Source organism: Micromonospora pattaloongensis, assembly GCF_900107255.1.
GTDB classification, from domain to species: domain Bacteria; phylum Actinomycetota; class Actinomycetes; order Mycobacteriales; family Micromonosporaceae; genus Micromonospora_I; species Micromonospora_I pattaloongensis.
Map to the genome: position 1 here is coordinate 1,129,326 of NZ_FNPH01000001.1, position 24,002 is coordinate 1,153,327.

Consider the following 24,002-nt stretch of genomic DNA (forward strand, 5'->3'; position numbering starts at 1 on the left):
TGGCCGAATCCGGTCCGGGAGCGTCGGCCCCGTGCCGCGCCTTCCGCTGGTGGAGCGGGAAACCACGGCGGCGTTGCCGTCGGGTCCATATTCGCAGAGGAGGTGAGCCCGCCCACAGTACGGCCTCGATCATTTATCGGGGCCAGAGGATCTTTGCGACGTGTATGCCTATTTGGGTAGATGCGTCAACGCGGTGACGAAACTTGTCGCGTTGACACGCTGTAGATGACTGGCCAACGGACGGTTACTAGGCCACTCTATTGGTCTGGCCTGCAACAGCCGGACACCCGCTGTCGTTGTTGCACGACGACGAGGAGGTCGAACCGTGCGGGACCACGGGGACGATCCCTTACCCTCGCCATCACCGCGCCACCGGCAGCCCGGTGGCGGACGCGGGTCCTACCGTCAGAACCCGGGGGCCCACCGCGTCGAAGGACTCGCCGGGCCGACGCGCCGCTACGCGCTCATCGTCCTGGGGCTCGTCGTCATGACCTCGCTGCCCGTGCTGGCGTCCATCAGCGCGGGATCGTCCACGATCAACGACAGCGCCCTGCCCGGCGGCGTGACACCATTCATCCCGCAGCCGTCGGACGGCCCCGTCGTCGTGCCGCTGCCGCCGTCGGTGCTGCCCCCGCGCGTGGTCGTACGCGTGGGCGACCCGGCGGGCCTGCTCGCCGCGCCCCGGCAGCCGGTCGCGTCCGCCGGTGCGGCCAGTCAATCGGTCGCCGCGGGACCGCCGGTCGCCGCGGGACCGCCGGTCGTCGCGCGGCAGCCGGTCGCCGCGCCGCAGCCCGCGCGCGGGAACGACGCGCCCCCGCCGCAGCGGCCCGTGGAGTCGGCGCCGGAGCGGGGCGGCGCGTCAGAGGAGCCGGGCCAGTGGTGCGAATGGCGCAGCCGCCCGTGCAGCCCGACCCCGCCCCCCTGCATCCCGCTCCTGCCGGTGCTGCCCGCCGCGCCGTTCGAGCCCTGGCGGCCGATCCGGGAATCGGCGTCGCCGTCGTGCCGGTCGACCAGCCCGGGCGCCGCGCCGAACCCGCCCGGCAGGGCGCGCGGTGTGCGCGACGAGGACGAACGCGCGGAGAAGCGCGCCCGAACCGAGCGGAACCGGACGCGGCACGCGACCGAACAGCGTGCCGGGACGCAGCAGCCGAAGACCCAGCGCCCGAAGACCCAGCGCCCCAACAACCCGCGCGCCGGCAAGCAGCCGAGCGGGGCCGACACGGTGCAGACGCGGCGCGTCACCGTTGAGCGCGGCGACAGCGGCGGGCAGCGCTCGACCGGCCGGGCGGGCGGCCGGACGAGCGCACGCAAGCCGACCGCCGTCGCCCGGCACCGCCCGACGGTGAAGCCACGTGCAAAGGACGGGTCGCAGCCGAAGGCGAAGGGGAAGACGGGGCACCGCTCCCGTCCGCACCGCTCGCGCTGACCCGACCGCGCGGTCCGGCGGCGTGGCACGGGCATCGTGATCGGTAACTGCCCTGCCTGTCGGCCGCCCGCCCGCCCGTTCGGTCCGACGATGACCGCCGTTCGCCCCGTTCATCGTGGAGTGACGGGTGGCTATGCTCGCCGATGTCGATCAAGTCCGGCCACCCCGGACGCTCGAACGGAGGGCAGTGTGGCTCTATCCAGTCGTACGTGGCGTCGAGGCCTGTTGGCCACGGCGACCGCGGTCAGCGTGGCAGTCGTCGTGGCGCAGCCGCCGGCGCAGGCGCACCCCGGCGATCTCAGGTCGTGGGCGCTGCGCAAGGCGGTGAGCGCCAACGGCGTCATGGAACACCTGAAGGAACTGCAGAAGATCGCCGAGCGCAATGGCGGCAACCGCGTCTCCGGCGCCCCCGGGTACGACCGGTCCGTCGACTACGCGGAGAAGGTCCTGCGGCGCGCCGGCTACCGCGTGACCCGGCAGGCGTTCGAGTTCCAGACCTTCATCCCCAACGCACCGTCGGTGCTGCACCGGGTCACCCCGGCGCCCGCCGGCGACCTCGAGAACCGCATCATGAGCTACTCCGGCAGCGGCGACGCCACCGCCCGCGCGACCGTGCCGACCGGTAACGCGCTCGGCTGCGCCGCCGGCGACTTCGGGCCGGCCAACGCCGGCACCGTGGTCCTGGTCAGCCGGGGCACCTGCCCCTTCGGTCAGAAGGCGAGCAACGCCGCGGACGCCGGCGCGGCCGCGGTGGTCATCTACAACAACACCACCGGCGAGCTCAACGGCACGCTCGGCAACACCTTCACCCGCGACATCGCCGCCGTCGGCATCACCCAGGCGCTCGGCCAGGAGCTGGTCGCCCAGGTCCCGAACGGGCTGACCCTGCGGGTGCAGGCGGACACCTTCCGCGGAATGGCGACCACCGAGAACATCCTCGCCGAGTCCCGCTGGGGCAACCCGAACAACGTGGTGATGGCCGGCGCCCACCTCGACTCCGTCGCCGAGGGCCCGGGCATCAGTGACAACGCCAGCGGCACCGCCGCGTTGCTCGAGATCGCCGAGCAGATGCGCCTGGTGCCGACGAAGAACAAGGTGCGCTTCGCGCTCTGGGCCGCCGAGGAGGCGAGCCTGGTCGGCTCCACGCACTACATCGCCAACCTGCCGCAGGCCGAGCGCGACAAGATCGCGCTTTACCTGAACTTCGACATGATCGGCTCGCCGAACTACGTGCGCTTCGTCTACGACGGCGACAATTCGGCGTTCCCGCCCGGCACCGGCTCCGCGCCCGGACCGGCCGGCTCCGGCGCGATCGAGAAGCTGTTCCACGACTACTTCAAGTCCCAGCGGCTCGACTCCGCCGAGACGCCGTTCTCCGGCCGCAGCGACTACGGCCCGTTCATCGCGGCCGGCGTCGACATCCCGTCCGGCGGTCTGTTCACCGGCGCGGAGGGCGTGAAGACCGCCGAGGAGGCGGCGGCCTACGGCGGCACCGCCGGGCAGCCGTACGACCCCTGCTACCACCAGGCGTGCGACACGATCGACAACGTGAGCCGCGCGGCGATCGACGAGATGTCGGACGCCGTCGCGCACGCCATCATCACGTACGCGTTCGACACCCGGAGCGTCACCGGCCCGACCAGCGGGACGGCGCGCGGCACCACCGCGCCCGCGCAGGGCGGCGGCGGCCTGCACGACCACGACCACGAGCTGGAGAGCTGACCCGACGAACCGACGGGCGGGAGGCGGCGCACGGCGTCGCCTCCCGCTGTCGTACGGGCGCGAGCGCCGCTCAGCCCGGCTCGTCCGACAGGCGGTGCCGGTTGGCCTCGATCCAGGCATCCAGCGCCGCCGGGTCGTTGGGGTCCACCCCGTCGGCGATGAGCTGCGCGACCGCGGCGGTGGCGGGGCTGCGCCGCTCGCCGGTGGCGTAGAGGCGGGCGAACTCCGGGATCATCTCCTCGATCGCGGTGTCGGTCTGCGTCGCCGCCGGCTCCGCCAGCCCCCGCCGCTCGCTGGCGTACGCCGCCCAGCCGCGCACGACCCGCGGCAGCATCGCGGCGTCGTCCATGTCGAGCACCGCCCGGCGGTGCACCCAGTCGAGCAGGAAGAGCTCGGCGACGGCCGGGCTCCACCGCAGCGGGTCGGGGTCGGGCAGGGTCGCCGCGTGGTCGAGGACCAGGCTGAGGCAGAAGTGCAGCGAGGCCAGGTCGGGCTCGGAAACCTCGTGCAGCCCGAAGCGCGCCGCGGCCGGCGAGGCGAGGAAGCCACGGACGAGCAGCGTGCGCGCGTCGGCCGACAGCGGCTCCGGCTCGTCGGTGACGGTCGGCCCGGCGGGCGCCGGCAGCAGCGCGAGCCGGGCGCCGACCAGTGCCCGGTCGGTCGCCAGCGATCCCCGGCCCGGCAGCGCGCGGAGCTCGTCCGTGATGCCCAGGTGCCGGTCGACCTCGCCGCGCAGCCGTCCCGGATCCTCCTCACGGAACCAGGTCAGCTCGTCGGAGGCGCACATCTCGCGCACCTGCGCGAGGACCCGCTCGGCCGGCCCGCCGACGTACACGTCCTTGGTGATGCCGATGTTGTGGTCGATCAGCGCCACGACGGCGTGTTCCGGACCGCCGGCGTCGCTGTCGTCGTACGCGAACGTGGCCACGTACGAGGTCTGGTCGCCGTAGACGTCGCCGTACGCGTAGCTGCCGGTGAGCCGTACCCGGCCGAGCTGGTGCGACCAGGGCGGCGCGGACGCGCCGACCCTGACGGCCGCCGCGCCCGGCGCGTCCGGCACCAGGTGGGCGAAGACGTTGCGGATCGTGATGGCCGCCGCGGTGCGCCGGCGGGCGGTCGCCGAGAGGAACCCGCCGACGAAGTCGCGCATCGCGCCGGCGCGGTCGTGCTCGGCGACGGCGTAGACGCTGCCCAGCAGCGCCGCGCCGAGCATCTCGGCGTCGAGCGCGCAGTCGAGCTTGGTGACGTCGCGGGCAGCCTCGAGCACCGCGTCGTATGGGGTCAGGGGCGTCGCCATGGATCGACCCTACGCCCGGTTGCCGTGATCGGGCACGCACAGCCGGGCCCGCGCCGCGCGCCGGATCACCCCGGCGACTTCGCCGCGTGCAGCGCGTCCCGCGCCTCGGCGTACGACCGCAGGACGGCGCGGACCGGCGCCACCACGTGGTCCCGGCCCACCTCGGCGACCGCGGACTCCAGCCGCTGTCGCGCCCGGCGACCGGCGCGGCGGGCCGCCCAGCCGGTCACCGGCCGCACCAGCGCCGCGATCAGCAGGCCGAGGAGCAGGCCGCCGATGAGCAGGACGGTGGGCAGCGGCGCCACGCCGACCATCGGGTACTCCAGCCGCGGCAGCCCCAGCGCCCGGAGCCCGTACCCGGCGGCCAGCCAGCCGAGACCAACCACCGCGGCGAGGGTGACGAGCCACTGCAGCGCCCCGACCAACCGCCACCACACCGGCTTCCGGTCGAGCCCCAGGTCCGTGCCGGCCACGGCCCGGTCGAGCGCGTCGGGCAGGTCGTCGAGCCGTGACCGCGCGGCGGCGGCGACGGCGCTCGGCCAGGACGCGGGCAGTCCCGCGCCGGCGCCGTCGGCGACCGCGCGGACGGCGAGACCGACGGCGGAGCGCTGCGCGGCGGTCGGGTTGGGCATCGAGGTGGCGGCCACCGGACGGGTCGGATCGGCCGGCCCGGCGAGCTGCGGCAGGTGCAGCCGGCGCAGCGGGTCCGGACGCAGCCGGCGCCAACCACGGACCAGGGGCCAGCCGGTCGAGGCGCCGGCCCGATGCCGGTACGCGCGTTCGGCGGCCTCGGCGACGACCGCTACGCCGGCCGCGCCGGCGAGCGCCCCGGTGAGCCGCTGCGCGGTCGCCCGGTCGACGCCGTCCTCGGCCACGGCGGGCCCGACGAGGTCACCGAGGCGGTCGGTGACCGCGTCGACGTCGCCGGCGAGGCGGCGCAGCGCGGCCTGCCGCTCCGCGACGGTGCGTTCGAGCAGTGCCCGCAGGTTCGTCGTCGCGGCCGGGTCGACCGCCGCGGTGGCGAGCACGGGAACGCCGTCGAGCTCGTCGGCCTTCAACAGTCGACGCAGGTCGTCGAGGACGTGCGGAAGCTCGGCGGCGGGCAGCCGGTCGGCCTGGTTGAGCACGACGACGGTGACGTCGCGGTGCCGGTGGAACTCGCGCAGGTAGCTCTCGTGGACGACGCGGTCCGCGTACTTCTGCGGGTCCACCACCCACACGACCAGGTCGACGAGGCCGAGCAGCCGGTCGACCTCCCGCCGGTGCGCCTGCTCCACGGAGTCGAAGTCGGGCAGGTCGAGCAGGACGAGCCCGTGCAGCGCGGCCTCGTCGTCGCCGTCGAGCGCGCTCTCCCGGACGAACCGGCGCCGGGGGATCACGCCGATCCAGTCGAGGAGCTGGTTGGCGCCCTCCAGCGGGCCCCACACGCAGGCGTGCGTGACGCCGGTGGTCGGTCGGCGCACCCCGACCGGGGAGAGTTCGAGCCGGGCGAGCGCGTTGAACAGGCTCGACTTGCCGCTGCCGGTGCTGCCGGCGAGCGCCACCACGGTGTGGTCGCGGGAGAGCCGCAGTCGGGCGCCGGCCCGCTCGACCAGGGTGTGCGCCGGCACCAGCCGCTCCTCGGGCAGGTGCCCCGTGGCCAGCGCCAGGAAGCGTTCCATCGCCCCGATCCGCCCGATCAACGCGTCCGGGTCGACCCGCCGCTCGCCGCGCAGCGCGTCCCGGACCTTGCCGACGACGCCCGTCACGACGCCACTGCCGGCAGTGTCAGCGGTGTGCCCTCGGTGAGCTGCGCCCGCATCCGCTCCTGCTCGACCTCGGCCGCCGCCCCGCGGAGCCGGTCGGCCACGCTCATCACCGCCCCGTCGGTTGCCGCCGCGTGCTCGGTTGCCGCCGCGTGCTCGGTTGTCGCCGCCCCGTCGGTTGTCGCCGCCACGGCGCCCCCGGCGTCGGCGGCCGGCGTCACGCCGATCGCCTCGATCCGCGCCGAGTAGCGCGCCGCCTCCGCCTCGAACAGCGCGTCGACCCGGCCGAGCAGGCCGGCGCGCGACTTGTTGGCGAGGTTGCGGACCGCCTGGTCTCCGAAGATCGCCTCCAGCACCTTCTGCGCGGCGACCGTGGTGCCGCCGGCCGCGGCGACCTCCAGGCCGGTAGGGATGAACGCGGTCGCCGTGAAGACCGCGACCATGACGGCGAGACCGGTCGCGTTGACCGCGTACGCCGCGGTGCGCGCCACGAACCGCCGCTCGCCGGCCTCGGCGCGCACCAGCTCCAGCACGTCGCGCTGCCAGTCCCGCACCAGGCGTTCGGCCCGGTCCGGCAGGTCGTCGCTCGGGCGGCCGAGCTCCGGGGTCGACAGCGCGGCGCCCGCGGGGTGCGCCTGCCACCCGGTGTACGCGAGCTCGGCCGCCTCGGCCGCCGCCTCGCGCAGCACCGTCACGAGCTGCGACTCGATCGCCGCCTGCAGTTGTCGGCCCGGCCCGGGGCGGCCGGTCACCCCGGCGACCACGCGATCGCGGAGACGCCCGATCCGCGCCTCCAGCGTCCGGAAGAGCTCACCGGTGCCGACGAACTCCTGCCACCGGGCCAGCACCTCGCCGCGGAGCAGCCGGCCGTCCTGCATCGCCTGCTCGACCCCGGTCCGCGCCCCCCGGTACGCGCCGCGGACCCGTTCGGTCAGCGTGGCGGCCGCCGCCGCCTGCTCGTCGGCGGCTGTGGCCAGACCGGCGACCGCCGGGACGAGCGCGGCCAGCGCGCCGTCGAGGGTCTGCCGCACCACCGCGGCCCGGGCGGCGGCGTCGCCGGCGAGCCGGTCGAACCACTCACGCAGTTCGGCCGTCACCGGCTCCGGCAGCAGCCCCTGGCCGTCGACCTCGGTCTCCGGCAGCACGAACAGCGGCGCCGCTGCCAGATCGTTCGCGGCGAGCATCTCCGACAGGTGTGCGGAGATCTCGTCGGCCGCCTCCGGCGGGACGCGGTCGAGCGCGAGCGCGATGACGGTGCCGCGCGCCCGCGCGGTGCGCAGCAGCTCCCACGGCACGGCGTCGGCGTACCGGGCCGCGGTGGTGACGAAGAGCCACAGGTCCGCGGCGGCGAGCAGCTGGGTGGCGAGCGCCCGGTTGGCGTCGACCACCGAGTCGATGTCGGGGGCGTCGAGCAGCGCCAGGCCGGGGGCGAGCGCGGGCGCGGCGACCAACTGCAGCGTGTCCGGCTCGTCGGTCGGCTCGGCGGTGCGGGTCAGGCCGGGCAGCAGCTCGCCCTGCCGGAACCAGCCCGAGTCGGCGGGGTTGCAGACCAGCACGGGGGACCGGGTGGTGGGGCGGAGCACGCCGGCGGCGCTCACCCGGGCACGGACCAGGCTGTTGACCAGGGTGGACTTGCCCGCCCCGGTGGACCCGCCGACCACCACCAGCAGCGGGGCGTCGAGCCGGGCGAGCCGGGGGAGCAGGTAGTCGTCGAGTTGGGTGACGACGCCGCGGGCGACCCGTCGCGCCTCGTCGGCCGAGGGCATCACCAGCGGGTACGTCACCGCGGCCACCGCTGCCCGCAGTCGTGCGAGCGCGGCGGGCAGCCCGGGTCCGGTGGGCGCGTTCGGCTGGGTGGGCGTGTCCGGCTTGGTGGGTGCGGCCAGCTCGGTGGGCGCGACGGACTCCGGGGAGGCCGCGGGCGCGCCGCTGCGCGCGGCCGCGTCCGGCGCGCCGTCGGAGGGCGCGCCGTCGGAGGGCGCGCCGTCGGAGGGCGCGCCGTCGGAGGGCGTGCCGTCGTCGGACGGAGAGTCCGGCACGACGACGGCCCGGCCGGGCTCGGCCGCGGGCTCACCGTGCATGGTCACTGCTAAAGCGTGCCCGATCTATGCACCGTAGACAACCGGAACAGTGGTCGTCGCGGCGCTCTGCGTGAGCGCCGCGCCGCTGAAGTTGCGCCAACTTCACTCAACCCCGACTTGACGCCCCGGATCATCGTGGCACTATTGAGTCCGGTCCACTCAAGTTGCGGGTGGGTGTGCTGCGGGCGGTGCCCGGCACCTGCTCTTGGAACGAAGCGAGGAAGCGAACATGGCACGTGCGGTCGGCATCGACCTCGGCACGACGAACTCCTGCGTCAGCGTTCTCGAAGGCGGTGAGCCCACGGTCATCGCCAACGCGGAGGGCTCGCGTACGACGCCTTCGATCGTCGCGTTCGCCCGCAACGGCGAGGTGCTCGTCGGTGAGGTCGCCAAGCGCCAGGCGGTGACGAACCCGGACCGGACCATCCGGTCGGTCAAGCGCGAGATCGGCACCAACTGGTCGATCGACATCGACGGCAAGAAGTACACCCCGCAGGAGATCTCCGCGCGGGTGCTGATGAAGCTGAAGCGCGACTCCGAGGCGTACCTCGGCGAGCAGATCACGGACGCGGTGATCACCGTTCCGGCGTACTTCAACGACGCCCAGCGGCAGGCCACCAAGGAGGCCGGTGAGATCGCCGGCTTCAACGTGCTGCGGATCGTGAACGAGCCGACCGCCGCCGCGCTGGCGTACGGCCTCGACAAGGGCTCCAAGGAGCAGACCGTCCTCGTCTTCGACCTCGGCGGCGGCACCTTCGACGTCTCGCTGCTGGAGCTCGGTGAGGGCGTCATCGAGGTGAAGTCGACCAGCGGTGACAACCACCTGGGCGGCGACGACTGGGACCAGCGGATCATGGACCACCTGGTCAAGACCTTCCGCGGTGAGCACGGCATCGACCTGTCGCAGGACAAGATGGCGATGCAGCGGCTCCGCGAGGCGGCCGAGAAGGCGAAGATCGAGCTGTCGGCCGCCACCACCACCAGCATCAACCTGCCCTACATCACGGCCGGCCAGGCGGGCCCGCTGCACCTGGACATGACGCTGACCCGCGCCGAGTTCCAGCGGATGTCGCAGGACCTGCTGGACCGCTGCAAGGGCCCGTTCGAGCAGGCGATCAAGGACGCCGGGATCAAGGTCGGCGACGTCGACCACGTCATCCTGGTCGGTGGCTCCACCCGGATGCCCGCCGTCTCGGACCTGGTCAAGCAGCTCACCGGCAAGGAGCCGAACAAGGGCGTCAACCCGGACGAGGTCGTGGCGGTCGGCGCGGCCCTGCAGGCCGGTGTGCTCAAGGGTGAGGTCAAGGACGTCCTGCTGCTCGACGTGACCCCGCTGTCGCTGGGCATCGAGACCAAGGGCGGCATCTTCACCAAGCTGATCGAGCGCAACACCACCATCCCGACGAAGCGCTCCGAGGTGTTCACCACCGCTGACGACAACCAGCCGTCGGTGCTGATCCAGGTCTTCCAGGGTGAGCGGGAGATCGCCGCGTACAACAAGAAGCTCGGCACCTTCGAGCTGACCGGCCTGCCGCCGGCGCCGCGCAACGTCCCGCAGATCGAGGTCACCTTCGACATCGACGCCAACGGCATCGTGCACGTCGGCGCGAAGGATCTCGGCACCGGCAAGGAGCAGTCGATGACGATCACCGGCGGCTCCGCGCTGCCGAAGGACGACATCGAGCGGATGATGCGCGACGCGCAGGACCACGCCGACGACGACAAGCGCCGCCGTGAGGAGGCGGAGACCCGCAACGTCGCCGAGCAGCTGCAGTGGCAGACCGAGAAGTTCCTCGCCGAGAGCGGCGACAAGCTGCCGGCCGAGTCGCGCGACCAGATCAACGAGGCCCTCGGTGAGCTGCGCGGCGCGCTGGGCGGCACCGACATCGAGAAGATCAAGTCGGCGCACGAGAAGCTGGCGCAGGTCTCGCAGCAGGCCGGCTCGCTGCTCTACGCGCAGCAGGCCGAGCAGGCCGGCCCGGGCGCCGACGCGGGTGCGGGTGCGGGTGCGGGTGCGCCGGGTGCGGGCGCCGCGGGCGCGGGTGCGCCGGGCGGGGCCGCCGGTGGCGCCGACGACGTGGTGGACGCCGAGATCGTCGAGGACGACAAGAAGTGACCCGTCGTCCCACCGATGAACGGAGCGAGGTAGCCCCATGACGCACAAGCCACGAGCCGCCGGCCCGGAGACCGCCGGCCCGGCGCGGGGTGGCTCCGCGCCGGACGGGCCGGAGAACGGCCAGGCCGACGAGCGCGTCGTCATCCGCGACAAGCGGAAGATCGACGTGTCCGCCGGCAAGGCGGGCAAGCACGCCGAGGACGCGGACGCGCAGGCCCCGGAGCCGACCGCGGCGACGGGGCCCGAGCAGGACGGCGGCGCCCCGGTGAGCACCGAGGGCGTCGCGCCCGGGGGCGGCAGCCCCGTCGCCAGCTCCGGTGCGCTCGGCGCCGAGCTGGAGGCGCTGCGCGCCGAGCTCGAGGAGCGGACCCGGGACGTGCAGCGGGTGTCGGCGGAGTACGCCAACTACCGCAAGCGGGTCGACCGGGACCGGGGCGTGGCCGCCGAACAGACCACGGCCACCGTGCTGGGCGCGCTGCTGCCGATCCTGGACGACCTGGACCGGGCGCGCGAGCACGGCGACCTGGTGGGGCCGTTCGGGACGGTGGCCGAGCAGCTCACCGCGGCGCTCGGCAAGTTCGGGCTGACCGCGTTCGGCGAGAAGGGCGACCCCTTCGACCCGACCCGGCACGAGGCCGTCGCCCACCTCACCTCGCCGGAGGTGACCGAGCCGACGTGCATCGACGTGATGCGCCGCGGCTACCAGGTGGGGGACCGGCTGCTCCGGCCCGCGCTGGTCGCGGTCGCCGACCCGGAGTGACCCGAACGACGACGCTGATCGGGGAGTTGGCGGGTCCGTCCCGTCAACTCCCCGGCCGGCAGGACGATCTGCTCATCGACAACGCGCAGCCGAGGAGGTGGACCCGGTGAGTTCCAAGGATTGGCTGGAGAAGGACTTCTACGCCGTGCTCGGGGTGCCGAAGTCCGCCTCCGCGGATGAGATCAAGAAGGCGTACCGGAAGCTGGCCCGGGAGCTGCACCCCGACCACAACCCCGGCAACACGGCGTCGGAGGAGCGCTTCAAGGCGGTCTCCGAGGCCTACAACGTGCTCTCCGACGAGCGGAAGCGCAAAGAGTACGACGAGATGCGCACGCTCTTCGGGTCCGGCGCGTTCCGGCGCGGCGCCCGCGGCGGCGGCGGCGCCGGTTTCGACCCGGCGGACCTGTTCGGCAACTTCTCCGGCGGCGGCGCCGGTGGCGGAACGGGCGACCGGCGGTTCGGCGGAGCCGGCTTCTCCGACTTGTTCAGCTCGATCTTCTCGGGCGGTGGCGCCGGTCCGCGCGGGCGTGGGCCGGCCAAGGGGCGCGACGTCGAGGCGGAGGTCACGCTCGACTTCGCCGACGCCGTCCGCGGCACGACGCTGCCGTTGACGCTGCGGGCGCCGGGCGTCTGCGACACCTGCCACGGCAACGGCGCCAAGCCCGGCACCCAGCCGCGCACCTGCCCACAGTGCCGCGGGTCGGGGCTGGTCAACCGCAATCAGGGCTCCTTCAGCTTCTCCGAGCCCTGTCGGGAGTGCCAGGGCGTGGGGTCGATCGTCGAGGACAAGTGCCCCGAGTGCCACGGCAGCGGCGGCGTCACCAAGACCCGAACGCTGAACGTCCGGTTCCCCGCGGGGGTCGCGGACGGCCAGCGGATCCGGCTGAGCGGTCGCGGCGAGCCGGGCGAGCGCGGGGGCCCCACCGGGGACCTCTTCGTCCTGGTGCGGGTGCGCGAGGACGACCTCTTCGGTCGCTCGGGTGACGACCTCACGCTGACCGTGCCGATCACCTTCCCGGAGGCGGTCTTCGGCACCGATCTGCGGGTACCGACGATGGACGGCGCCGTCACCCTCCGGGTCCCGCCGGGCACGCCGAGCGGCCGCACGCTGCGCGCCCGCGGCAAGGGCGTGGTGCGCCGGAACGGGCAGGCCGGGGACCTGCTGGTGACGGTGGAGGTGTCGGTCCCGAAGGACCTCTCCGACGAGGCTCGGGCGGCGCTGGAGAAATTTGCTCTTGAGGCACCGGTGGCGACTCGGGAGAGAATCGACGCGCGGGTGCGCCGCTTCGACGACGCGACAAGGAGGTGAGCCGGGTGGACGAGGATGTGAACATCTCCATCGACGTGGCCTCCGACGCCAAGGTTCTGATCATCTCGGTGGCCGCGCGGATGGCGGGGATGCACCCGCAGACGCTGCGGCAGTACGACCGGATGGGCCTGGTCCAGGCGGGCCGGGCCGCCGGTGGCGGCCGCCGCTACAGCGTCCGGGACGTGGCGCTGCTCCGCGAGGTGCAGCGGCTCAGCCAGGACGACGGGGTCAACCTCGCCGGCATCAAGCGCATCATCGACCTGGAACAGCTCGTGGTCGAGCTGCAGCAACGGCTGCTGCGGATGGAGGCCGAGCTCGCCGCCGCGCACCAGCGGGTGGCGGAGCTCGAGGCGATGTCCCCCTTCCCCCGCCGTGATCTGGTCCCCACCGCCCGCGTCTCGAACGCGCTCGTGATCTGGCGTCCGACCGGCTCGTAGCGCCGGCGGGCCCGCCGTTTCCCCGCGGACCCCCACGAACCTGGACTAGCGTCGCTCAGAGGTCATGTCGGACGTCGCGCGGCGCTGAGGGGGAGACCCATGGGGGACGCTGATTCGATCAGGAACACCGCCGGCCGGGCGAGCGGCGAGATGAACGCCGGACGTGCCGACGACGACGCGACGTCGGTCGACGAGCGCTCCGACGAGGCCGATCGCGGGGCGTACTGGGACCACCTCGACCGGGGCATGGACGTGGGGCGCGGGCAGCGCGAGGTCAGGGACCGCAACCGCCCGGCCCCGTGAACGGTTCGGCGTGATCGGGCCGACGGACCGGCGCCGGGCTACCGACTTGTGCCGGTCAACCCAACCGTCGCCGGTCAGCTCAACCGTTGGCCGCTGCGTACCAGCCCGCCCTCGCACCAGTTGTGGTAGTCGAACAGCTGCGGCTTGGCCATCAGCACCAGCGTGTTGTGCGCCCAGGTCAGCATCATCTCGTCGCCGAGCTCCTGCGCCTGCTCGACCAGCTTGCGCAGCCGACGGCGCGGATGGGCCTTGAAGTTGGTGCGGATGCCGTCCGCGGCGTAGATGTAGAGGCAGTGCAGGGCGAAGCGGCGCGCCGGGCACGACCGGTCCATCGCCAGATCGAAGAGCGTGCCGATCAGGCGGTCGCCCGACACGAGCAGATCCCAGTCCTTCGGCATCGACTCCAGCGGAACGGAGCCGGGTTGGAACGCCCATGCCCGCAGCTCGTCGGGGGCCGGATCGACCGGATTGGCGAAACCGCGGAACACGGACTGCTGCAAGCTCACCCGGAATGACCTTCCGCTCGCGTCTGTCGGGCCGTCCGTGGCCCGGGCACCCCACTAGTCGCTGCCGCGACACGGTAGCGTGCGCCGACCGACGTGGGGAAGAGGAAATCCGACAGTCGCCGCTCGTCTCCCAACAGTCGGTATCGCCCGCTGGTCACTCGTGCGCCGACACCGTCGCCGCCCGCGGCGCCGCCTGGCGCCGGACCATCCGCTTGAACCACGCGAAGTCGGGGAGCCGGGCCAGCGCCGGCCCGGTCACCACCGTGATCAGCACGTACGCGGTGGCGAGCGGCGCGAGCTGCGGGGCGACTCCGGCCGTGCCGGCGGCGAGACCGGCGATGACGATCGAGAACTCCCCGCGGGGCATGAGCCCGAGGCCGGCGCGCCACCGTCCGGGTAGCGCGATCCCGGCGCGGCGGGCGGCGATGTAGCCGGTGACGACCTTGGTCGCCATGGTGACCACGGCCAGGCCCAGCGCCGGCAGCAGCACCGGCGGGATGTCGCGCGGATCGGTGGCGAGCCCGAAGAAGACGAAGAACACGGCCGCGAAGAGGTCGCGCAGCGGCGACAACAGCTGGGTGGCGTGGTGCGCGACCGGGCCGGAGAGCGCGATGCCGACCAGGAACGCGCCGACCGCCGCCGAGACCTTCAGCTGTGCGGCGACGCCGGCGACCAGCAGGGTCAGGCCGAGCACGCCGAGGAGCAGCGCCTCCGGGTCCTTCGCCGAGATCGCCTCGGAGATGACGCGCCCGTACCGGATCGCGACGACCAGCACCAGCACGACCGTGACGACCGCGATGGCGAGCATCTTGCCGCCGACGGCCCAGCCGGCGCCGGCCAGCACGGCCGTCACCAGCGGCAGGTAGAAGGCCATCGCCAGGTCCTCGATGACCAGCACGGACAGGATCACCGGGGTCTCCCGGTTACCGAGCCGGCCGAGGTCGGCGAGGACCTTGGCGATCACGCCCGACGAGGAAACCCAGGTCACCCCGGCGAGCACCACGGCGGTCACCCAGCCCCAGCCGAGCAGCAGCGCGAAGGCCGCGCCGGGCAGCGCGTTGAGCAGCCCGTCGATCAGGCCGGCCGGCGCGGCCGCGCGGAGGTTGCCGACGAGCTCGCCCGCCGAGTACTCCAGACCGAGCATGACCAGCAGCAGGATCACGCCGATCTCGGCCCCGATCGCGAAGAACTCCTCGCTGGCCGGCAGCGGCAGCAGCCCGCCGTGCCCGAACGCGAGCCCGGCGAGCAGGTAGAGCGGGATGGGGGAGAGGCCGATCCGCCGGCTGATCCGGCCCAGCAGGCCGAGGAGCAGCAGCAGAGTGCCGACCTCGATGAGCAGCTCTGTGGTGTCGTGCATGCGGTCAGTCGGCCGGGTCGGTGTCGGCGAAGATCGCGGTGACGCCGTCGAGTCCCTGCCGGGTGCCGACCACGACCACCACGTCGCCGGCGTCGAACCGGAACGACGGGGCGGGAGAGGCGATGACCTCGCGGTCGCGCAGCACCGCGACGATCGAGGCGCTCGTCCGGGTGCGGGCCCGGGTGTCGCCGAGGGTGCGCCCGACGAAGCGGGACCCGGCGGGGATCGGGACCTGCTCGGTGAGGAGCCCGGCGGCCTGCTGCCGGAGTCCGGAGAGCTGACCCAGCATCAGCGACGCGCCGAGCAGGTCGGCGAGCGCCTCCGCCTCGTCGTCGGTGAGCGGGATGTCGGAGGTGCAGGCGTCCGGGTCGTCCTCGTCGTACAGCACCAGGTCACGGCGGCCCGATCGATGGGAAACGACACCGATGCGCCGACCCGACTCCGTGATCAGGTCGTGGCGTACGCCGATTCCCGGCAGTGACGTCTGCTCTACCCGTACTCGCACGTGATCACGGTACCGTGTTGGACTAGGTCAATGCGGCGGCGCAACGTACGGCACCGGCTCGTCCTGCTCGCGGCGGTGGTCGTGGCCACCGCCGGCTGCTCCATCGGGGACATCCGGCGGCGGCCGCCGACCCCCGCGCCGCCGCCCGCACCGTCATCGCCCGTCGCGTCGCCGCCCGATGAGGTACGGCGGGTCCCGGTGCCCGTGCCACGGCAGTACGCCACGCCGTTCGTCGAGTTCGCCGACGCGGAGCAGGGCTACGCGTTGTTCACCCGCTGCGGGAACCCGGAGGCCACCTCGGCGCCGGCGTCGGACTGCGGCGCGATCCTGCTCGCGACGTCGGACGGCGGACGCTCCTGGCGGCGGCTGCGACACCCGGAGCCGCTGGCGAATAACCACCAGCTGTACGCGGCCGGGGAGAAGCTCCTGCTGCTGGCGGAGCCGCACGGCTGGTACATCTCGAACGACCGGGGCGGCACGTTCCGCCGCGAGCCGATGAGCGCCGAGCCACCCGCGGCGGTGCGGACCCTGGAGGGCCGGTTTCAGCTCTGCTGCGACGGCGAGGACCCGCCGAGGGTGGTCGAGTTAGTCGGTGACCGTCTGCGCCCCGTTCCGGCGCAGCCTCCGGTGCCCGGCCTGCGCGTGGTGGCGTTCGCCGGGGGACGGCTGGTGGCGGTGGGAGAGCGTGACGGTGAGCTGTCGGCGGCGGTCTCGTCGGAGGCGGCGAGGCAATGGCGGCCGATGAAGGTCGCACCTCCCGACGGGCCGCCCGCCGTGCTTCGGGTCGTGGGCAACCACGGCGACGTCTGGTTGATCGGGAGCGCCGGGCCGGGTGACACGCGGTTTCCGCAGTTGTGGCGGTGCGACCAATGGTGTCCCCGGGTCGAGGTGCCCGGCTATCCCGGTCCGGTCACCTCACTGGTCCCGCTCGGCGCGGGGCTGCTCGCGGTGACGGGGCCGGACGGGTCCGGCGTGATCAGCGCCGGCGACGACGCCGCCCGCTACAGCGACGTGCGTTGGCCGGTGCGGAACGAGTATCTGCAGCTGTTGCCGGACGGCACGCTCTTCGCCCGGGCGTCCGACGGGAACGCCTGGCTGGGCTCCGGGATGTTCGGGCAGCGGCGGTGGATCAAGCTGGTTCTGGAGCGGACGTGATCCACGTCGCGGCGTAAGGTTGAGTGGAATACGCTCAAGTCTGGTTGTGTCGTCACCAGTGGACACGCCGATCAGGGGAGCCCATGAACGCCGAACGTCTGACCACCAAGAGTCGTGAAGTCATCACCGGCGCGGTCGCGATGGCGAAGCGCCGCGGCCACGCGACCGTCGAGCCCTGGCATTTGCTGCTCTCGCTGCTGGACACCGGCGGCTCGACCGCCGCCGGCCTGCTGCGCGCGGTCGGCGCCAATCCGGCCGACCTCCGGCGCGCCGCCGTGCATGCTGTGGACGCGCTGCCGAGCGCGCGCGGGTCGAGCGTCGCCGAGCCGAGCGTCTCGCGCGAGTTCGCGAACGCGATCGGGGCGGCGGAGCAGATCGCGCGTCCGTTGGGCGACGAGTACACCTCCACCGAGCACCTGCTCGCCGGTCTCGCCCAGGTCGGCGGGGCGGTCGCGACCGCGCTGCGGTCGGCCGGCGCGACCGAGGAGAACCTGGTGGCCGCGTTCCCCGCCGTGCGCGGCGGCGACCGGCGCGTGACCACGGCCGATCCGGAGCAGACCTACCAGGCGCTGGAGAAGTACGGCGTCGACCTCACGGAGCGCGCCCGCGCCGGCAAGATCGACCCGGTGATCGGCCGGGACTCGGAGATCCGTCGCGTGATCCAGGTGCTCTCCCGGCGTACCAAGAACAACCCGGTGCTGATCGGCGAGCCCGGCGTCGGCAAGACGGCGATCGTGGAGGGGCTCGCCCAGCGGATCGTGGCCGGGGACGTCCCGGAGTCGCTGCGCGACAAGAAGCTGGTCTCGCTCGACCTGGGCGCGATGGTGGCGGGCGCGCAGTACCGCGGCCAGTTCGAGGAGCGCCTCAAGTCGGTGCTGGAGGAGATCAAGAACTCGGACGGCCAGGTCATCACGTTCCTGGACGAGCTGCACACCGTGGTCGGCGCCGGCAAGGGCGAGGGGTCCATGGACGCCGGCAACATGCTCAAGCCGATGCTCGCCCGCGGCGAGCTGCGGATGGTGGGCGCGACCACGCTGGACGAGTACCGCGAGCACATCGAGAAGGACCCGGCGCTGGAGCGGCGCTTCCAGCCGGTGCTGGTCGGCGAGCCGACCGTGGAGGACACGATCGGCATCCTCCGCGGCCTCAAGGAGCGCTACGAGGTGCACCACGGCGTACGGATCACGGACGCGGCGCTGGTCGCGGCCGCGAGCCTCTCGGACCGCTACATCACGGACCGCTTCCTGCCGGACAAGGCGATCGACCTCGTCGACGAGTCGGCGTCGCGGCTCCGCATGGAGATCGACTCGCGGCCGGTCGAGGTCGACGAGATCGAGCGCGCGGTGCGGCGGCTCGAGATCGAGGAGATGGCGCTGGCCAAGGAGCCGGACCCGGCGTCGGCCGAGCGGCTGGCACGGCTGCGCAAGGAGCTGGCGGACAAGCGCGAGCAGCTCAGCGCGCTCTCCGACCGGTGGCGGCTGGAGAAGGAGCACATCACCAAGATCTCCACGGCCAAGGAGGAGCTGGAACGCCTCGGCGGCGAGGCGGAGCGCGCGGAGCGCGACGGCGAGCTGGAGCGCGCCGCCGAGCTGCGCTACGGCCGGATCCCGCAGCTCAAGGGGGATCTGGCCCGCGCCGAGGAGGAGCTGGCGCAGCTCCAGACCGACGGCGCGATGCTCAAGGAGGAGGTCGGCGCGGACGACATCGCCGCGGTCGTCGCCTCCTGGACCGGCATCCCCGCCGGGCGGCTGATGGAGGGCGAGACCGCCAAGCTGCTGCGGATGGAGTCGTCGCTGGCCAGCCGGGTGATCGGGCAGGCCGTCGCGGTCGGCGCGGTCTCCGACGCGGTCCGGCGGGCCCGGACCGGCATCGCCGACCCGGACCGGCCGACCGGCAGCTTCCTCTTCCTCGGCCCGACCGGCGTGGGCAAGACCGAGCTGGCCAAGGCGCTCGCGGAGTTCCTCTTCGACGACGAGCGGGCGATGGTCCGGATCGACATGAGCGAGTACGGCGAGAAGCACTCCGTGGCGCGGCTGGTCGGCGCCCCGCCCGGCTACGTCGGGTACGAGGAGGGCGGGCAGCTCACCGAGGCGGTGCGGCGTCGGCCGTACTCGGTGGTGCTGCTGGACGAGGTGGAGAAGGCGCACCCGGACGTCTTCGACGTGCTGTTGCAGGTGCTCGACGACGGCCGGCTCACCGACGGTCAGGGCCGGACGGTGGACTTCCGGAACGCGATCCTGATCCTCACCTCCAACCTCGGCTCGTCGGTGATCTCCGATCTGACGCTGACCGAGGAGCAGCGTCGCGACGCGGTGCTCGCGGTGGTGCGAACGCACTTCAAGCCGGAGTTCCTGAACCGGCTCGACGACATCGTGGTGTTCGCGATGCTGACCGGCGACGAGCTGCGCGCGATCGTCGACATCCAGCTGGAGCGGATGCGCCGCCGCCTGTCCGACCGGCGCCTGACCCTCGACGTCACGGACACGGCGCGGGGCTGGCTGGCCGAGCACGGCTACGACCCGCTCTACGGCGCCCGCCCGCTCCGCCGCCTGGTCCAGTCCGCCATCGGCGATCAACTGGCCAAGGCCCTCCTGGCCGGCGACATCCGCGACGGCAACACCGTCCTGGTGGACCTCTCTGACACGAAGGACGCCCTAACCATCTCGCCCGCCTAACCGCAAGATCCGCGTGATCAGGGAGTACGTCGGGCGTGTCGTCGGCGCGCCGTCGTGGATCTCTCCTGATCACGCGGATCTTCGCCCAGCGGTCCGTCGCCAGACCTGCGCGGTCCGTCACCGAGTTGACCTTGTGGTTCACCATGTGCCGGTGGTTGTTACCGTCGGCCGGCGGAACCGCTGCTCGGGAGGGTTGAGGCGATGAACGGAACGGTCGCGTTCCTGGTCACGGGGTTGGGCTGCCTCGTCGCGGTCGCCGGCGTCGTGGTGGCGGTGGTCGCCGTGCGCCGCGCCGACCGCGGCGCCGGCCCGGCCCGGAAGGGCACCGCCGACCCGTTCCGGAGCGTGGACGACGACGCCGACGCGCTGCGCGGCGACCCGCGTCGGATCGGACCCGGCGACATCGTGGAGATCCGCGGCACGTCGTACGGGGTGCGGGGGACGCTGCGCTTCACCGAGGGCGCCTGGAGCTGGGCGGAGCACCTCCTCGACGACGCGCAGGGCCGGAAGGTCTGGCTCTCGGTTGAGGAGGACCCGGACCTGGAGCTGGCGCTCTGGACCGAGGTGCCGAGCGCGACGGTGAAGCCCGGCGCGGCCACGGTCGACTTCGACGGACGCCGCTACACCCGCGACGAGTCCGGCCGGGCCCGTTACACCGCCACCGGCACCACCGGGCTCGACCCGACCGGCACGGTGCGCTACCACGACTACGCCGCCCCGGACGGGGCGCTGCTCTCGTTCGAATCCTACGGCGACAGCACGCGCTGGGAGGTCGGTCGCGGCGAGCGGCTGCACCGCGGGGAAGTCATGATCTACCCGCAGTCGGAACGGGGCCGGTGACCGTGCTCATCACGATCGACGCCCCGTACGCCGACACCACGGCCGCGGACCTCAGCTTCGCGCTGGGCCTGCCCGAGCAGCCGGCGCTGCACGTACTCGACCTCGACGTGCCCGGCGTTCCCGACGGCGCGCTGCGGCTGCGGCTGCTCGGCGCCTCCCATCAGGTGGTGCTGCGCGCCGCGGCCACCGAGCTCGTCGAGACCGTCGCCTGCCTACCGGGCCGGGCACCGGAGCTGCCGTCCACCGTGCACGAGCGGGCCACCGGGTACCGGTTCGCCGCGACGGTGCACCGGCTGCACCCGGACGAGATCTCCGCCCGGGCCGCCGTGCTGCGCCGGGCCCTCGCCGCCGACCCGTACGCGCTGGTGGGCGTCTTTCCCGGCAGCGCCGACGCGATCACCGCGCTGCACGCGCGGGTGGGGGCGCCGGGGCCGGACGGCACGGAGGTCGGGTGGCGCACCTGGCACGCGTACCCGCAGAGCGGCGAGATGGTCGAGACCGAGACGGCGGTGATGCTGCGATGACGTACCGCAGGTGGTTCGTGGTGGGAGCGGCGTTCGCGCTGGCGGGCGTGCTCATCGCCGCGTTCGGGATCTTCTACGGCAACTTCTCCCCGCGCGGTTACGTCGAGGACCGGTACAGCCGCGCCGTGGCGCACGACATCGGCGACGACGCCGAGGCGTACACGTCGGCGAAGTCGCCGAGCGAGGTCGCCGCCGACATCACCGGCGCCTGGGAGCCGGCCGACCAGTACGTCGACGGCAGCGGGATCTACCTGCGGTACGACGACGACTCCGTGGTGATCCTGCCGCTGGCCGCGGGCTCGGTGATCCTGCTCGAGCGGATGTCGACCGCCTATCCGCGCTACCACGGGATCGTGGGCGGCGGCTGGGGCTGGGGCCGCGGCACGACCATCCGGGGCGGCGGCCCCGGCGCCGGCAAGTAGCACGACCTTCCCGACAGGAGCTCAAGTTGACCACCCTCATCACCGACCTGCTGGTGTCTCTCGCCTACGGCGCGGTCGGCGTCCTGCTGATGGGCATCGGCTACGTCCTGGTCGACGTGGCGACGCCGGGACGGCTGCACGAGCTGATCTGGACCGACCGCAACCGCAACGCGGCGCTGCTGCTCGCCTCCAACCTCGCCGGCGTCGGCATCATCGTGGTCGCCGCGATCAACGCGAGCGACGAGAGCTTCCTGCTCGGGCTGATCGGCTCCGCGGCGTACGGTCTCGTCGGCCTGCTGGTCATGGCCGGTGCGTTCCTGCTGCTGGACCTCGCCACGCCCGGGAAGCTCGGGCAGATCCTGGTGGACCCGGAGCCGCATCCGGCCGTCTGGGTCTCCGCGGTCATCCACCTCGCCACCGGCGCCGTGGTCGCCGCGGCGATCAGTTGATGGCGGCGCGGAAGCGCCCCGCGGCGCCCTCCCGCGACCAGCGGGTCGTCGGGTGGATCAAGGGCGTCGGCATTGCGCTCGGCGCCCTGCTGCTGGTCGGGTTCTGCCTTCTCGGCGCGTTCAGCGACGATGACTCGACGGTGGTGCCCGCCCCGACGGAGACCGAGCGCCGCGACACCGTGGCGGTGCTCGAACGCAGCGCCGACGCGCAGGACGTCTGCTACGGCTGGCGGCTGCAGGACGGCGAGGGCGACATCGTCAGCGTGGGCTCCAACCTCGGCGACAACGTCGCCGTGGCGACGAACCCCGCGCGCTGCCCGCGCTGGGTCGAGGTGGTCGCCACCGTGACCTACACCAGCGAGAGCAGCGAGTCCGAGGACTGGGCCTCGGTCCAGGTGGAGAGCGCGGACCCGCTGTGGCAGGGCGCGTTCACTGCCGGCCTGGAGCGGCTCGGCCTGGACAACGACGCGTTCCTCGACGAGCCGGGCTGGGCGATCTGTCGGGCTGCCGTCGCGCTGCCGCTGCTGACGGCCGAGGCGGGCCACGCCGAGCCGGCGCCGGTCGCCACCGGCACGCCCACCGCGCAACCGAGTCCGCTTCCCGAGGCCGGCAGCGACTTCGCGCGGGACCGCAGCCCCTACCTGGTCGGGGCGTTCCTGCTCTTCGTGGTCACGGCGGTGCTGGTCACCATCGGCTGGTTCCAGCGCCGGCACGAGCTCGCCGCGGTCCGGCCGCCGTCCGTCGAGCGGACGCGCAAGCCGAAAGCCGGGCAGCGCCGATGAGCGACGCCGTACCCGGGGTGGACGCCGGACCGCGACGGCGGGCGGCCCGGGCCGCCGTGCTGGTCGCGGTCTTCGTCTGCGCGGCCTGCGGCCTGGTGTACGAGCTCGCGCTCGTCGCGCTCGGCAGCTACCTGATCGGCGACACGGTCGGGCAGGCGTCGATCGTGCTCGGCGTGATGGTCTTCGCGATGGGCATCGGGGCGCTCGCGGCGAAGCCGCTGCAGGGCCGGGCGGCCGTCGCGTTCGCCGCGGTGGAGCTGCTGCTCGCCCTGCTCGGTGGCCTGTCGGTGCTCGGCCTGTACGCCGCGTTCGCCTGGCTGGATCTCTACGCGCCGGCGCTGGTCGTCACGGCGCTCGTGCTGGGCCTGCTGATCGGCGCGGAGATCCCGCTGCTGATGGTGCTGCTGCAGCGGATCCGCGCGCAGGCCGCGGGCAGCGCGGTCGCCGACCTGTTCGCCGCCGACTACGTCGGCGCGCTGCTGGGCGGGCTGGCCTTCCCGTTCCTGCTGATGCCGGTCTTCGGCCAGCTCCGCGGGGCGTTGGTGGTCGGGGCCGTGAACGCGGCCGCCGGGCTCGCGCTGGTGCTGACCGTCTTCCGGCGCGACCTGGGCCGGCGGTCGGTCGTCGCGCTCACCGCCGGGTCCGCCGTGGTCGCGCTCTGCCTCGGGTACGCCTACGCGGTGGCGCGCGACTTCGAGGTGACGGCCCGGCAGCAGCTCTACCGCGACCCGGTGGTGCACGCCGAGCGGAGCCGTTACCAGGAGATCGTGTTGACCCGGTCGGTGCCGGCCGCCGGCCGGGGCGCCACCGACCTCCGGCTCTACCTCAACGGCGACCTGCAGTTCAGCTCCGTTGACGAATACCGGTACCACGAGGCGTTGGTGCACCCGGTGCTGAACGGTCCACGTCGGAACGTGCTGGTGCTCGGGGCCGGCGACGGGCTGGCCGTGCGCGAGCTGCTGCGCTACCCCGACGTCGCGTCGGTGACGGTGATCGAGCTGGACCCGGCCGTGGTGGCGCTGGCCCGGACCGAACCGCAGCTGCGGGCGCTGAACCGGGGCGCGTTCGACGACCGCCGGATACGACTGGTGCACACCGACGCGTTCGGCTGGCTGCGCAGCGCCGCGGACCGGTTCGACGCGGTGATCGTCGACCTGCCGGACCCGGACGAGACCGCGACGGCGAAGCTCTACTCGGTGGAGTTCTACGCGCTGGTGCGCAACGTGCTGGCCGACGGCGCCCGGATCGTGGTGCAGGCCGGCTCGCCGTACTTCGCGCCCCGCTCGTACTGGTGCATCGAGGCGTCGCTGCGGGGCGCCGGCTTCGCCACCCGCCCGTACCACGTCGACGTGCCGTCCTTCGGGGACTGGGGATTCGTGCTCGGGGCGGATGCTTCCGGCCCGCCGTCGCTGGCGTTGCCGGCCGACGCGCCGCCGCTGCGGTCGCTCGACGCCGAGACCCTGGTGTCGGCCGCGAACTTCCCGCCGGACCGTCGCCGGGTGCCCGTCGAGCCGTCGACGCTGCTGCATCCGCGGGTGCTCGAATACGCGCGCGCGGAGTGGCGGGGCTACTGATCCCCGGTTTGACGTGT

The 24,002-nt window shown here is 73.4% G+C and carries 21 protein-coding genes; 15 read left to right on the top strand and 6 right to left on the bottom strand.

Going from position 1 to position 24,002, the window contains the following annotated elements:
• Window positions 1-487 precede the first annotated feature (487 nt).
• Both BLW47_RS05475 and BLW47_RS05480 read left to right on the top strand, forming a co-directional pair.
• Window positions 488-1,426 (top strand): hypothetical protein, encoded by a 939-nt coding sequence (locus tag BLW47_RS05475; RefSeq protein WP_091552040.1) that lies wholly within the window; start codon window positions 488-490, stop codon window positions 1,424-1,426.
• 249 nt (window positions 1,427-1,675) lie between these two features.
• Entirely contained in the window at window positions 1,676-3,148 is a 1,473-nt protein-coding gene (locus tag BLW47_RS05480; protein ID WP_217634773.1) for a M28 family metallopeptidase, read from the top strand.
• Window positions 3,149-3,218: 70 nt separating this feature from the next.
• Here BLW47_RS05480 and BLW47_RS05485 read toward each other — a convergent pair whose 3' ends face one another.
• The 3 genes from BLW47_RS05485 to BLW47_RS05495 all read right to left on the bottom strand — a co-directional run bounded on the left by BLW47_RS05485 (window position 3,219) and on the right by BLW47_RS05495 (window position 8,271).
• On the bottom strand, window positions 3,219-4,445 hold the full coding sequence (locus BLW47_RS05485; RefSeq protein ID WP_091552044.1) for a hypothetical protein: 1,227 nt from the start codon (window positions 4,443-4,445) through the stop codon (window positions 3,219-3,221).
• Between the two features lie 65 nt (window positions 4,446-4,510).
• Window positions 4,511-6,193 (bottom strand): GTPase, encoded by a 1,683-nt coding sequence (locus BLW47_RS05490; RefSeq protein ID WP_245736372.1) that lies wholly within the window; start codon window positions 6,191-6,193, stop codon window positions 4,511-4,513.
• Entirely contained in the window at window positions 6,190-8,271 is a 2,082-nt protein-coding gene (locus BLW47_RS05495; RefSeq protein ID WP_139307166.1) for a GTPase domain-containing protein, read from the bottom strand. The genes BLW47_RS05490 and BLW47_RS05495 overlap by 4 nt, the downstream gene beginning before the upstream one ends.
• A 229-nt stretch (window positions 8,272-8,500) precedes the next feature.
• Here BLW47_RS05495 and dnaK point away from each other — a divergent pair, with 229 nt between their 5' ends.
• From dnaK to BLW47_RS05520, 5 genes are all read left to right on the top strand, one after another.
• Entirely contained in the window at window positions 8,501-10,387 is a 1,887-nt protein-coding gene (gene dnaK / locus BLW47_RS05500; protein WP_091552047.1) for a molecular chaperone DnaK, read from the top strand.
• A gap of 37 nt (window positions 10,388-10,424) precedes the next feature.
• Window positions 10,425-11,147 (top strand): nucleotide exchange factor GrpE, encoded by a 723-nt coding sequence (gene grpE / locus BLW47_RS05505; RefSeq protein WP_091552049.1) that lies wholly within the window; start codon window positions 10,425-10,427, stop codon window positions 11,145-11,147.
• A 106-nt stretch (window positions 11,148-11,253) separates the two neighbouring features.
• Window positions 11,254-12,456, top strand: coding sequence for a molecular chaperone DnaJ (gene dnaJ, locus BLW47_RS05510; RefSeq protein ID WP_091552642.1), 1,203 nt, complete (start codon window positions 11,254-11,256; stop codon window positions 12,454-12,456).
• A 5-nt stretch (window positions 12,457-12,461) separates the two neighbouring features.
• Entirely contained in the window at window positions 12,462-12,893 is a 432-nt protein-coding gene (locus tag BLW47_RS05515) for a heat shock protein transcriptional repressor HspR (RefSeq protein WP_091552644.1), read from the top strand.
• Between the two features lie 99 nt (window positions 12,894-12,992).
• The gene (locus BLW47_RS05520; RefSeq protein WP_091552053.1) at window positions 12,993-13,196 is read left to right on the top strand and encodes a hypothetical protein; all 204 of its coding nucleotides are present in this window, start codon (window positions 12,993-12,995) and stop codon (window positions 13,194-13,196) included.
• A 74-nt stretch (window positions 13,197-13,270) separates the two neighbouring features.
• On the opposite strand, the gene BLW47_RS05525 is transcribed toward BLW47_RS05520, so the two are convergent.
• The 3 genes from BLW47_RS05525 to BLW47_RS05535 form a co-directional block, all read right to left on the bottom strand.
• A complete protein-coding gene (locus BLW47_RS05525) occupies window positions 13,271-13,702 on the bottom strand; it encodes a hypothetical protein (protein WP_091552055.1) in 432 nt (143 codons plus the stop codon).
• A gap of 154 nt (window positions 13,703-13,856) precedes the next feature.
• On the bottom strand, window positions 13,857-15,059 hold the full coding sequence (locus BLW47_RS05530) for a cation:proton antiporter (protein WP_091552057.1): 1,203 nt from the start codon (window positions 15,057-15,059) through the stop codon (window positions 13,857-13,859).
• 4 nt (window positions 15,060-15,063) lie between these two features.
• The gene (locus BLW47_RS05535; protein ID WP_091552060.1) at window positions 15,064-15,564 is read right to left on the bottom strand and encodes a cation:proton antiporter regulatory subunit; all 501 of its coding nucleotides are present in this window, start codon (window positions 15,562-15,564) and stop codon (window positions 15,064-15,066) included.
• Window positions 15,565-15,594: 30 nt separating this feature from the next.
• Here BLW47_RS05535 and BLW47_RS05540 point away from each other — a divergent pair, with 30 nt between their 5' ends.
• The 8 genes from BLW47_RS05540 to BLW47_RS05575 all read left to right on the top strand — a co-directional run bounded on the left by BLW47_RS05540 (window position 15,595) and on the right by BLW47_RS05575 (window position 23,985).
• On the top strand, window positions 15,595-16,719 hold the full coding sequence (locus BLW47_RS05540; protein ID WP_091552063.1) for a beta propeller repeat protein: 1,125 nt from the start codon (window positions 15,595-15,597) through the stop codon (window positions 16,717-16,719).
• 83 nt (window positions 16,720-16,802) lie between these two features.
• Window positions 16,803-19,394 (top strand): ATP-dependent chaperone ClpB, encoded by a 2,592-nt coding sequence (gene clpB, locus BLW47_RS05545; RefSeq protein ID WP_091552065.1) that lies wholly within the window; start codon window positions 16,803-16,805, stop codon window positions 19,392-19,394.
• A gap of 201 nt (window positions 19,395-19,595) precedes the next feature.
• Window positions 19,596-20,234, top strand: a complete 639-nt coding sequence (locus BLW47_RS05550) for a DUF4178 domain-containing protein (RefSeq protein ID WP_091552068.1) — start codon at window positions 19,596-19,598, stop codon at window positions 20,232-20,234.
• A 2-nt stretch (window positions 20,235-20,236) separates the two neighbouring features.
• Window positions 20,237-20,758: a DUF2617 family protein gene (locus BLW47_RS05555; protein ID WP_091552647.1), complete on the top strand. Its 522-nt coding sequence runs from the start codon at window positions 20,237-20,239 to the stop codon at window positions 20,756-20,758.
• A complete protein-coding gene (locus BLW47_RS05560; RefSeq protein WP_091552070.1) occupies window positions 20,755-21,180 on the top strand; it encodes a DUF4247 domain-containing protein in 426 nt (141 codons plus the stop codon). The genes BLW47_RS05555 and BLW47_RS05560 overlap by 4 nt, the downstream gene beginning before the upstream one ends.
• Window positions 21,181-21,206: 26 nt before the next feature.
• Window positions 21,207-21,629 (top strand): DUF350 domain-containing protein, encoded by a 423-nt coding sequence (locus tag BLW47_RS05565; protein WP_091552073.1) that lies wholly within the window; start codon window positions 21,207-21,209, stop codon window positions 21,627-21,629.
• Entirely contained in the window at window positions 21,629-22,411 is a 783-nt protein-coding gene (locus BLW47_RS05570) for a hypothetical protein (protein WP_245736375.1), read from the top strand. The genes BLW47_RS05565 and BLW47_RS05570 overlap by 1 nt, the downstream gene beginning before the upstream one ends.
• Window positions 22,408-23,985: a polyamine aminopropyltransferase gene (locus BLW47_RS05575; protein WP_091552075.1), complete on the top strand. Its 1,578-nt coding sequence runs from the start codon at window positions 22,408-22,410 to the stop codon at window positions 23,983-23,985. The genes BLW47_RS05570 and BLW47_RS05575 overlap by 4 nt, the downstream gene beginning before the upstream one ends.
• The last annotated feature ends 17 nt before the right edge of the window (window positions 23,986-24,002 follow it).

Bases quoted from the DNA above. Each gene is read 5' to 3' on its own strand.
- clpB (WP_091552065.1), top strand. From the start codon at position 16,803: ATGAACGCCGAACGTCTGACCACCAAGAGTCGTGAAGTCATCACCGGC.
- BLW47_RS05540 (WP_091552063.1), top strand. From the start codon at position 15,595: ATGCGGCGGCGCAACGTACGGCACCGGCTCGTCCTGCTCGCGGCGGTG.
- BLW47_RS05475 (WP_091552040.1), top strand. From the start codon at position 488: ATGACCTCGCTGCCCGTGCTGGCGTCCATCAGCGCGGGATCGTCCACG.
- grpE (WP_091552049.1), top strand. From the start codon at position 10,425: ATGACGCACAAGCCACGAGCCGCCGGCCCGGAGACCGCCGGCCCGGCG.
- BLW47_RS05550 (WP_091552068.1), top strand. From the start codon at position 19,596: ATGAACGGAACGGTCGCGTTCCTGGTCACGGGGTTGGGCTGCCTCGTC.
- dnaK (WP_091552047.1), top strand. From the start codon at position 8,501: ATGGCACGTGCGGTCGGCATCGACCTCGGCACGACGAACTCCTGCGTC.
- BLW47_RS05570 (WP_245736375.1), top strand. From the start codon at position 21,629: ATGGCGGCGCGGAAGCGCCCCGCGGCGCCCTCCCGCGACCAGCGGGTC.
- BLW47_RS05485 (WP_091552044.1), bottom strand. From the start codon at position 4,445: ATGGCGACGCCCCTGACCCCATACGACGCGGTGCTCGAGGCTGCCCGC.
- BLW47_RS05575 (WP_091552075.1), top strand. From the start codon at position 22,408: ATGAGCGACGCCGTACCCGGGGTGGACGCCGGACCGCGACGGCGGGCG.
- BLW47_RS05520 (WP_091552053.1), top strand. From the start codon at position 12,993: ATGGGGGACGCTGATTCGATCAGGAACACCGCCGGCCGGGCGAGCGGC.
- BLW47_RS05495 (WP_139307166.1), bottom strand. From the start codon at position 8,271: ATGCACGGTGAGCCCGCGGCCGAGCCCGGCCGGGCCGTCGTCGTGCCG.
- BLW47_RS05530 (WP_091552057.1), bottom strand. From the start codon at position 15,059: ATGCACGACACCACAGAGCTGCTCATCGAGGTCGGCACTCTGCTGCTG.
- BLW47_RS05560 (WP_091552070.1), top strand. From the start codon at position 20,755: ATGACGTACCGCAGGTGGTTCGTGGTGGGAGCGGCGTTCGCGCTGGCG.